The organism is Streptomyces sp. adm13(2018) (assembly GCF_008042145.1).
Lineage (GTDB): Bacteria > Actinomycetota > Actinomycetes > Streptomycetales > Streptomycetaceae > Streptomyces.
The window spans coordinates 1,097,792-1,106,791 of the sequence record NZ_RDBH01000129.1; the positions used below are offsets into that span (position 1 = coordinate 1,097,792).

Sequence of the window (9,000 nt, forward strand, 5' to 3'; positions counted from 1 at the left end):
GCCCTGAGCCCCCTCATTGGGGTCGCGACGCCGGGTCTAGTCACCGCGGGTCTCCCACGGCTTTCTTCCGACGGCTCCGGGGTGATGCTTCACATCGGGCTCGCCCCCGGGCTCTCACCGTCCCCGGGTCGCTCATGGCTGCGTACGACGCTACTCGTCCCCATCCAAGCCTGTCGCCAGCACCAGTGTACGGGCCCCGGGGTGGGGCGGCCGACCGGTTTTCCCGTGACCCGAATGGCCATACGGGTCGCTCCGGACTTGACGTGCGGCCATGTGGGGGAGGGTCGGGACGGATTACCCGGCGGGGAGCTGGGCACAACGGAGGCAGGCCCGCCCCGAGGGGTGCGGGGGCGGGTGGGAACGGCGGCGTGCCCCGTTGCCGCGGGCCTTGGGCCGATTTATCGTCCCAGCACGATGCGCGAGCAAGATCACAAAATGTGAAGGGGCCGCGACATGGTGGCGAAGAAGACCGCCGCGAAGAAGCCCTCGGCCGCCGGTTCCACCGGTTCGGCGGAGGGCGCCAAGGACGTGGCCGGGAAGAAGACGACGGTCGCGGAGCCGCCGCCGGTCGCGCGGAAGACCACCGCCAAGAGGACCACCGCGAAGAAGGCCGCCGTCCGGAAGACCGCCGCGCAGAAGAGCGCCGGGGCGGACGCGGCCGCCGAGGAGGCGGTCGCCCCCGCGGCCGCCGCCGGGAAGACGCCCGCCAAGAAGGCCGCGGCGAAGAAGGCGGCCGCGAAGGCGCCCGCCTCGAAGAAGCAGACAGGAGCCAGGACGGTGGCAGCGAAGAAGACCGCGGTTGGCGTCACGACCACCGGGGACGAGGCCGCCGTGCCTCCCGCCCGGACCGGCGAGCTCGCGGTGCGCCCCGGGGAGGACCCCTGGACCCCGGCGGAGGTCGCCGAGGCCCGCAACGAGCTCCAGTCCGAGGTGCTCCGCCTCCGCAGCGAGCTCGCGCACTCCCAGGAGGAGCTGACCGGCCTCATGCGGGACTCCGGCGACGGCGCCGGGGACGACCAGGCCGACACCGGCACCAAGAACATCACCCGCGAGCACGAGCTCGCCCTGGCCGCCAACGCCCGGGAGATGCTGGAGCAGACCGAGCACGCCCTGGAACGGCTCGACGCGGGCACGTACGGGCTCTGCGAGGTGTGCGGGAAGCCGATCGGGAAGGCCAGGATGCAGGCCTTCCCCCGCGCCACGCTGTGCGTCGAGGACAAGCAGCGGCAGGAAAGACGCGGCTGACCCCGCGCCCGCGGGCGCCGTGGGCCGGGACCGGTGGGGGGCGCGGGCCCGGGCGGGCGCTGTGGGATCGGGGTGCCGTGGGCCGGGGCCGGGGTGTCGCTGGGCCGGGGTGCTCCGCGGCCCGTTCGGCGGGCCCGCGCGGTGTCCCCGTGCCCGGTCCGGGGGAGGGGGCGGAGTGGTGCGGCGCGGCGGTGATCTCGGCTGCCGGTCTCGTACGCCTGTGCCGTACCCTCGGTGCACGGTCAGGCATCGAGGTCGAGGGACTCACTCACGTGGCAGAGGCGGAGCGCATCATCGGTACGCCGGATTCAGCAGGGGCCGAGGAGCCGGCCGCCTCCGACGCGACGCCGGCCGGCGGCACGGCCGCGCCCGAGGACGGGTCCGCCGCCCCCGAGCGTCCGACGGGCAGGCGCCGGATCCTCGCGCTGTTCGTCGTCGCCGTCCTCGCCTACCTGCTCGACCTGGGCAGCAAGATGCTCGTGGTCGCCGAGCTGGAGGGCCGCGAGCCGATCCGGGTGATCGGCGACTGGCTGCGCTTCGACGCCATCCGGAACCCGGGCGCCGCCTTCGGCATGGGCGAGGCCTTCACGATCATCTTCACCTGCATCGCCGTCGCCGTGATCGTCGTGATCATCCGGCTGGCGCGCAAGCTCTACAGCCTGCCCTGGGCGATCGCGCTCGGCCTGCTCCTCGGCGGGGCGCTGGGCAACCTCACGGACCGGATCTTCCGCTCCCCGGGCGTCTTCGAGGGCGCGGTCGTCGACTTCATCGCCCCGGCCCACTTCGCCGTCTTCAACCTCGCCGACTCGGCGATCGTCTGCGGCGGCATCCTCATCGTGATCCTGTCGTTCCGGGGCCTCGACCCCGACGGCACCGTCCACAAGGACTGAGCGGACCCCCGGCGCGCGACCCGAGCACCCCGGGGCAAGGCATACTCGACGAGTGAGTACGAGTCCCGAGATCCGCACGCTGCCCGTTCCCGATGGCCTGGAGGGCGAGCGCGTCGACGCCGCCATCGCCCGCATGTTCGGGTTCTCCCGCACGAAGGCGGCCGAGCTGGCCGCCGAAGGGAAGGTCCAGGTCGACGGCTCCGTCGTCGGCAAGTCCGAGCGGGTGAGCGGCGGGGCGTGGCTCGAGGTCGAGATGCCGGGGGCGGCCGCGCCCGTGCAGATCGTCGCCGAGCCCGTCGAGGGCATGGAGATCGTCCACGACGACGACGACATCGTCGTGATCATGAAGCCGATCGGTGTGGCCGCGCACCCCAGCCCCGGCTGGACCGGCACCACGGTCATCGGCGGGCTCGCCGCCGCCGGGTACCGCATCTCCACCTCGGGCGCCGCCGAGCGCCAGGGCATCGTGCACCGCCTCGACGTCGGCACCTCCGGTCTGATGGTGGTCGCCAAGTCGGAGTACGCGTACACCTCGCTCAAGCGCCAGTTCAAGGAGCGCACGGTCGACAAGCGCTACCACGCGCTGGTCCAGGGCCACCCGGACCCGATGAGCGGCACCATCGACGCCCCCATCGGCCGGCACCCGAACCACGACTACAAGTGGGCCGTGACCGCGGACGGCAAGGCCTCCGTGACGCACTACGACCTGATCGAGGCGTACCGCTCGGCCTCGCTCCTCGACATCAAGCTGGAGACGGGCCGCACCCACCAGATCCGGGTGCACATGTCCGCCCACCGCCACCCCTGCGTCGGTGACCTGACGTACGGCGCCGACCCGACGATCGCCAAGCGCCTCGGGCTGACCCGGCAGTGGCTGCACGCCGTCCGGCTGGGCTTCGAGCACCCGGGCGACGGCTCGTGGGTCGAGTTCGCCAGCACCTACCCCGAGGACCTCCAGCGGGCCCTGGACCGCATCGCGTCGGAGAGCCGGTGACCGCCGCGTACAGCGTCCGCGTGGCGCTCGGCCCCGAGGACCGGGAGGCCTGCTTCGCGGTCCGCCGCGAGGTCTTCGTGGTGGAGCAGGGCGTGCCGCAGGAGCTGGAGTACGACACGTACGACGCCACCGCGGTGCACGTGCTCGCCGTGCGCGAGGACGGGCTGCCGCTGGGCACCGGCCGGCTGCTGCACGGCGCGGACGCGGTCGGCAGGACAGGCGCCGACGCCTCGGTGGGCTCGCTCGGCCGGCTCGCGGTGTCCGAGGCCGCGCGCGGTCTCGGCGTCGGCGCGGCGCTGGTGCGGGGCATCGAGGACGCGGCCCGCGAGCACGGGCTGACCGCGGTCGACCTGCACGCCCAGACCCACGCGCTCGGCTTCTACGAGCGGCTCGGCTACGAGGCGTACGGCCCCGAGTTCCCGGACGCGGACATGCCGCACCGGGCCATGCGAAGGGTTCTGTAGGCCGGAGGCGCAACCGGGGGGCGGGGCCGGCGCCGTGTCCGCCTTCCGGGCTCCGTCGGGACGGCCACGGGGGCAGTCGCCGTGAAAGCGGACATACGTGACAGGGTGTGTCCGTGGATCAATTGGCCCTGTTGTTCTTGCTGCTGCTCGGCGCACTCCTCACGGTTCCGCTCGGTGAGCGGCTCGGACTGCCCGCGCCCGTTCTGATGACCCTGATCGGGATCGGGCTGGCGGTCCTGCCCTTCGTACCGAACGTCGAGGTCCCGCCGGAGTTCATCCTCCCGCTGGTGCTGCCGCCGCTGCTCTACGCCTCCGTGCAACGGACCTCGTGGCGCCAGTTCGCGGCCAACAGGCGGCCGATCTTCCTGCTCGCCGTCGCCCTCGTCTTCGTCACCACGGCCGCCGTCGGCGCCGTCGCGCACGTGCTGGTGCCGGGGCTGCCGCTGGCCGCGGCGATCGCGCTCGGTGCCCTCGTCGCCCCGCCCGACCCGGTCGCGGCGACCGCCGTGGCGGGCTCGCTCGGCCTGCCGCGGCGGCTGGTGTCGATCCTGGAGGGCGAGGGGCTCTTCAACGACGTCACCGCGATCGTGCTCTACCACGTGGCGATCGCCGCCGTGGTCAGCGGCTCCTTCTCCTGGCCCGACGCCCTGGGCGAGTTCGCCCTCTCCGCGGTGGTCGCCGTGGTCGTCGGCCTGGGCCTCGGCTGGCTCGCCAACAAGCTCATCGGGCTGCTCGGCGACGCCACGCTCCAGACCGGGCTCACCCTCCTCGTGCCCTTCGTGAGCTACGTCCTCGCCGAGGAGCTGCACGGCTCCGGCGTCCTCGCCGTCCTGGTCACCGCGCTCTTCCTCGCGGAGCACGCGGCCGACGCCGACGACGTGATGGGCCGGCTCGCCGGGCAGACCTTCTGGCAGATCGTCGACACCCTCGTCACGGGCATCGCCTTCGGTCTCATCGGCCTCGAACTCGTCCACGTCTTCGGGGTGGCCGAGGGACGCGGCTGGCAGATGCTCGGCTGGGGCGCCGTCGTCGTCGGGGTGGTCGTCGGCGTCCGGCTGCTCTGGCTGCTGCCGGCGACCTGGCTGGCGAAGCGGCTGCACACCCGCCGGGACGTCGACGAGGAGATCCCGACCAGCTGGCGCGAGACCATCGTCATGTGGTGGGCGGGGATGCGCGGAGTGGCCTCGGTGGCGCTCGCGCTCGCCATCCCGCTGCGCACCGAGGACGGCGAGCCGTTCCCCGGCCGCGACGAGATCGTCTTCATCGCCTTCTGCGTGATCATCGCCACACTCGTCGTCCAGGGGCTCACCCTGCCCTGGCTGGTGAAGCGGCTCGGCGTACGGGCCGACGCGGACGCCGAGCGGGTCCTGGAGCGGGATCTCGCCATCCGGGCCGCGAAGGCCGCGAAGCGCCGCCTCAAGGAGATCGAGGAGGTCGAGGAGCTGCCCGAGGAGGTCCAGGAGCGGCTGCTGCGCGGGGCCTACGACATCGGGGCGCGGATCAGCCCCGACATGGTCGACGAGGAGCGGCGGGCCGCCTTCGTGGAGCGGACGAAGCGCTTCAAGGCGGTGCAGCGGATCCAGCGGGAGCTGATGTCGGCGGCCCGGCACGAGGTGCTCTCGGCGCGCAGCGAGCCGGGCGCCGACCCGGAGGTGGTGGACCGGGTGCTGCGGCAGCTGGACGTGCGCAGCCTGCGGTGAGGCGTCGCGCCGCGGGGGACGCCTCCGGTGGTCGCCTTCGGTGCGCGCCCGGGGGGTCGTGGGGCGGGTGGCAGGATGGGAGGCATGGACATCATGCTCTTCCACTCGGCCTACGGGCTGACCCCTTCCGTCGAGGCCGCGGCCGAGCGGCTCCGCGCCGCCGGGCACCGGGTCTGGACCCCGGACCTCTACGGGGGCCGGACGGTCGGGACCGTGGAGGAGGGCGTGGTGCTGCGGGACGAGATCGGGAAGGACGAGCTGCTGAAGCGCGCGGTCCTGGCCGCCGCCCCGTACTCCGAGCGCGGTCTGGTCTACATGGGTCTCTCCCTCGGCGCCTCGATCGCGCAGACCCTGGCGCTGGGCGACGAGAAGGCGCGCGGGCTGCTGCTCCTCCACGGCACCTCGGACCTCGCGGAGTCGGCGGCGGTGGACGAGCTGCCCGTGCAGCTGCACGTGGCCGATCCCGACCCGTTCGAGACGCATGACTGGCTGTCGTCCTGGTACCTGCAGATGCGCAGGGCGGGGGCCGACGTGGAGATCTACCGCTACCCGGGCGCGGGGCACGTGTACACGGACCCGGAGCTGCCCGACTGGGACGAGGAGTCGGCCGACCGGACGTGGTCGGTGGCGCTGGCGTTCCTGGACAGCCTGTAGGACCGGGGTGAACGGGCGCGGCCCCCGGGGGAGTTCCCCCGGGGGCCGCGTTCGCGTGGGACCGGATCAGCCGCGGTACGCCGTCCAGTAGTCGTTCATCCGGGTCACCTGGCCCGCGGTGAACTGGTACATGCAGGCGTCGTAGGTGTAGTCCATGAAGTTGTGGATCGGGTCCACCCCGGCCTTGTTGGTGCAGGTGTCGCGGCCGGTCGGGCACTCGTAGGCGGGGCTCTTCTCGGCCGGGGTGTCGGCCACGCCGTCGCCGCTGCCGCTGCAGCCGCCCTGGAAGGTGTGGTAGAGGCCCATCCAGTGGCCGACCTCGTGGGTGGCGGTGTCGCCCTGGTTGTAGTTGGCCGCGGAGCCGCCCGGGAGCGAGGCGTCGAGGACGACGACGCCGTCCATCTTCGGGTTCGAGGCGTACGAGGACGGGAAGGTCGCCCAGCCGAGGAGGCCGCCGCCCAGCTTGGCGGTGTAGAAGTTCAGCGCGCCCGCGCCGCCCTTGCGGAGGGTCTGCTTCATCTGCTTCTCGGCGGAGGAGCCGGAGGACAGGTTGTACCAGGACGCGTTGTCCGTGTAGTCGGTGCCGGCCAGGGTGAACTGGAAGTTGGAGTTCACGTTGCCGGTGCCCTGGCCCGCGTAGGCCGCGTTCAGGACGTTCAGCTGGTTGGTGATCGCGCTCGCGGAGAGCTTGCCCGTCGTGCCGGAGTGGATGACGTGGAAGTAGACGGGGATGTTCACCACGGCGGCGGCTCTGCCGGCGGAGCCGCTGAGGCGGGCCTCGGAGCGGGCGGCGGACAGCTTCTTCCGGAAGTCGGCGTCCATGGCCGCGGCCTTGGCGGCCGTGACCTCGTTCGGCTCGGCGGCGTGGCCGTCGGCGCCGCGTGCCTTGCGGGCGCCGGAGAGGGCGCCGGCGTCGTCGGCGCACTCCTCGGCGGACGCGCCGGCCAGCGTGGTGGTGGTACCGCTCGCGACCGGGGCGGAGAGCGGGGCGATGGCCAGGGTTCCGGCCATGACGGCGGTACCGAGCATCCGGCGTGACATACGCGGGGATATGCGGACAAGAGCACGCATGGTGACTCCTCGTGGGGGGTGAGGGGAGGAACTTCCTCGCCACGCCGGGGAGATTACGCGTCCATGTCAGGCCTCGTTGAGGAGTGATCAAGCCCAATCATTCCGTGGGCAATTCAGGACATCGGGAAGAAATTCTTGCGCTGCTTCCGGAGTTTGAGATCCCGACGTAACAGCGGAGGGGAGGGAGGCGGGTGGTGTGTCCGGATTCGATCTCCGAAACCAGCCACCCGCCGTAGCGATGTGATCTCCCGTTAACAGAAGAGATCATGGCCGAAAAGAATCGCTAGAAAGCCGCCATGGTGGCCTCAGAGCACCGGCTGGTACACCCGCTCGACACGCTGCGTTCCGCTCCGCGTCCGGTACGAGCGTGCCCAGGCCGTCGTCGCGGCCGGGTCCGCCTTGTCGGAGACCGTGTAGTAGTCCATCTGCGAGCGCTCGGCGGTCACGTCGAGCACGCCGTAGCCGTGGTGGTCCATGTCCACCCACTTCACGTGCCGGTTGGCGGCCTTGACCGCGCCCGCCGCCACCACCGACAGCGTCCCCGGGGCCACGCGCAGGATGTCGTCCAGGTTGTCCGAGGTCACCGAGGTGACCACGAACTCGGTCGCGGCGGACGCCGACAGGGGATACGTCGCCGCCTTCACGGGTACGTCGTTGGCCCAGGCCATGTGGATGTCGCCGGTCAGGAAGACGGTGTTGCGGATGGCCCGCGAGGTGAGGTGGCCGAGCAGCTCCCTGCGGTCGTCCGTGTAGCCGTCCCACTGGTCGACGTTGACCGCGAGCCCCTCCTTCGGCAGCCCCATCAGCTCGGCGATCGGCTCCAGGAGATGGGCGGGCAGCGCGCCGAAGGCGACCGGCGAGATCATCACCGAGGTGCCGACCAGCTGCCAGGTCGCGTCGGAGGCGGCGAGCCCGGACTTCAGCCAGTCGAGCTGTGTCCGGCCGGTGACGGAACGCTCCGGGTCGTCGACCGCGCCGCTGCCAGCCTTCGCCGGGGCGGAGCGGAACGAGCGCAGGTCGAGGAGGTGCAGATCGGCCAGCCTGCCGAAGCGCAGCCGCCGGAAGACCGTGCCCTCGGTGGAGGCGCGGACCGGCATCCACTCGAAGTAGGCCTGCTTAGCGGCGGCGACCCGGGCCGCCCAGTCGCCCTCGGCGCCGGGCGTGTGGTTCTCGGCCCCGCCAGCCCAGGCGTCGTTGGCGAACTCGTGGTCGTCCCAGATGGCGACGACCGGGTGCGCCGCGTGCAGCGCCTGCAGGTCGGCGTCCGTCTTGTAGTGGCCGTGCCGGGTGCGGTAGTCGGCCAGCGTGACGATCTCGTGGCGCGGCTCGTGCCGCCGGACGGTGTACTTCGCGTCCGGGTAGGTCCCGCTGCCGTACTCGTACACGTAGTCGCCGAGGTGCAGGACCGCGTCCAGGTCGGCGCGGGCGGCGAGATGGCGGTACGCGGAGAAGTGGCCGGCCTCCCAGTTGGCGCAGGAGACCACACCGAACCGGACCCCGGGCGCCGCGGCGTCGACGGCCGGTGTGGTGCGGGTGCGGGCGGCGGGGGAGACGGCGGAGCCCGCGGTGAAGCGGAACCAGTAGGAGGTGGCCGGGCGCAGACCGCGGACGTCCGCCTTCACCGTGTGGTCGGAGCCGGCGCTCGCCGTGGTCGTGCCGGAGGCCGCGATCCGGGTGAAGCCCCGGTCCTCGGCGACCTCCCAGATGACCGGGACGTCGGCGCCGAGGCCGGAGCCGGGCACCGCTTCGGGGGTGGGGGTGACGCGCGTCCAGAGCAGGACGCCGTCGGGCAGGGGGTCGCCGGAGGCGACGCCGTGGAGAAGGACGTCGAGGCCGGCAAGTACAAGATCAAGTACGTCGGTGCGACCTTCATCGACAACGCGGCCACGGGCGAGGGCTCGAAGAACGCCCTGTCGGCGCTGGGCGCGGCCCTCGACGTGAGCCCGGAGGCGTTCCTGTCGTACAAGTCGGCGCTCTACTCG

The 9,000-nt window shown here is 72.3% G+C and carries 7 protein-coding genes and 2 pseudogenes; 7 read left to right on the forward strand and 2 right to left on the reverse strand.

From position 1 onward, the window contains the following. Nucleotides 1–453 precede the first annotated feature (453 nt). From EAO70_RS21650 to EAO70_RS21675, 6 genes are all read left to right on the forward strand, one after another. Nucleotides 454–1,245, forward strand: a complete 792-nt coding sequence (locus EAO70_RS21650; protein ID WP_148004507.1) for a TraR/DksA family transcriptional regulator — start codon at nucleotides 454–456, stop codon at nucleotides 1,243–1,245. Between the two features lie 272 nt (nucleotides 1,246–1,517). Further along, entirely contained in the window at nucleotides 1,518–2,135 is a 618-nt protein-coding gene (lspA, locus tag EAO70_RS21655) for a signal peptidase II (protein WP_148004508.1), read from the forward strand. A gap of 52 nt (nucleotides 2,136–2,187) precedes the next feature. Then, a complete protein-coding gene (locus tag EAO70_RS21660) occupies nucleotides 2,188–3,129 on the forward strand; it encodes an RluA family pseudouridine synthase (protein ID WP_148004509.1) in 942 nt (313 codons plus the stop codon). Continuing rightward, nucleotides 3,126–3,593 (forward strand): GNAT family N-acetyltransferase, encoded by a 468-nt coding sequence (locus EAO70_RS21665; RefSeq protein WP_148004510.1) that lies wholly within the window; start codon nucleotides 3,126–3,128, stop codon nucleotides 3,591–3,593. The genes EAO70_RS21660 and EAO70_RS21665 overlap by 4 nt, the downstream gene beginning before the upstream one ends. Nucleotides 3,594–3,706: 113 nt before the next feature. Continuing rightward, complete coding sequence (locus tag EAO70_RS21670; protein ID WP_148004511.1) at nucleotides 3,707–5,293, forward strand: Na+/H+ antiporter; 1,587 nt, start codon at nucleotides 3,707–3,709, stop codon at nucleotides 5,291–5,293. An 84-nt stretch (nucleotides 5,294–5,377) separates the two neighbouring features. Next, a complete protein-coding gene (locus tag EAO70_RS21675) occupies nucleotides 5,378–5,947 on the forward strand; it encodes a dienelactone hydrolase family protein (RefSeq protein ID WP_148004512.1) in 570 nt (189 codons plus the stop codon). 66 nt (nucleotides 5,948–6,013) lie between these two features. On the opposite strand, the gene EAO70_RS21680 is transcribed toward EAO70_RS21675, so the two are convergent. Next, entirely contained in the window at nucleotides 6,014–6,976 is a 963-nt protein-coding gene (locus tag EAO70_RS21680; RefSeq protein WP_187283978.1) for a zinc metalloprotease, read from the reverse strand. A gap of 347 nt (nucleotides 6,977–7,323) precedes the next feature. Next, a pseudogene (locus tag EAO70_RS21685) lies at nucleotides 7,324–8,844 on the reverse strand (alkaline phosphatase D family protein); the annotation flags it as partial. Between EAO70_RS21685 and EAO70_RS21690 the strand changes: the two are divergent. Beyond that, a pseudogene (locus EAO70_RS21690) lies at nucleotides 8,809–9,000 on the forward strand (thioredoxin domain-containing protein); the annotation flags it as partial. The pseudogenes EAO70_RS21685 and EAO70_RS21690 overlap by 36 nt on opposite strands.

Excerpts from the sequence above, each read along its gene's own strand:
- EAO70_RS21675 (WP_148004512.1), top strand. The coding sequence starts at position 5,378 with ATGGACATCATGCTCTTCCACTCGGCCTACGGGCTGACCCCTTCCGTC.
- EAO70_RS21650 (WP_148004507.1), top strand. The coding sequence starts at position 454 with ATGGTGGCGAAGAAGACCGCCGCGAAGAAGCCCTCGGCCGCCGGTTCC.
- EAO70_RS21680 (WP_187283978.1), bottom strand. The coding sequence starts at position 6,976 with ATGCTCGGTACCGCCGTCATGGCCGGAACCCTGGCCATCGCCCCGCTC.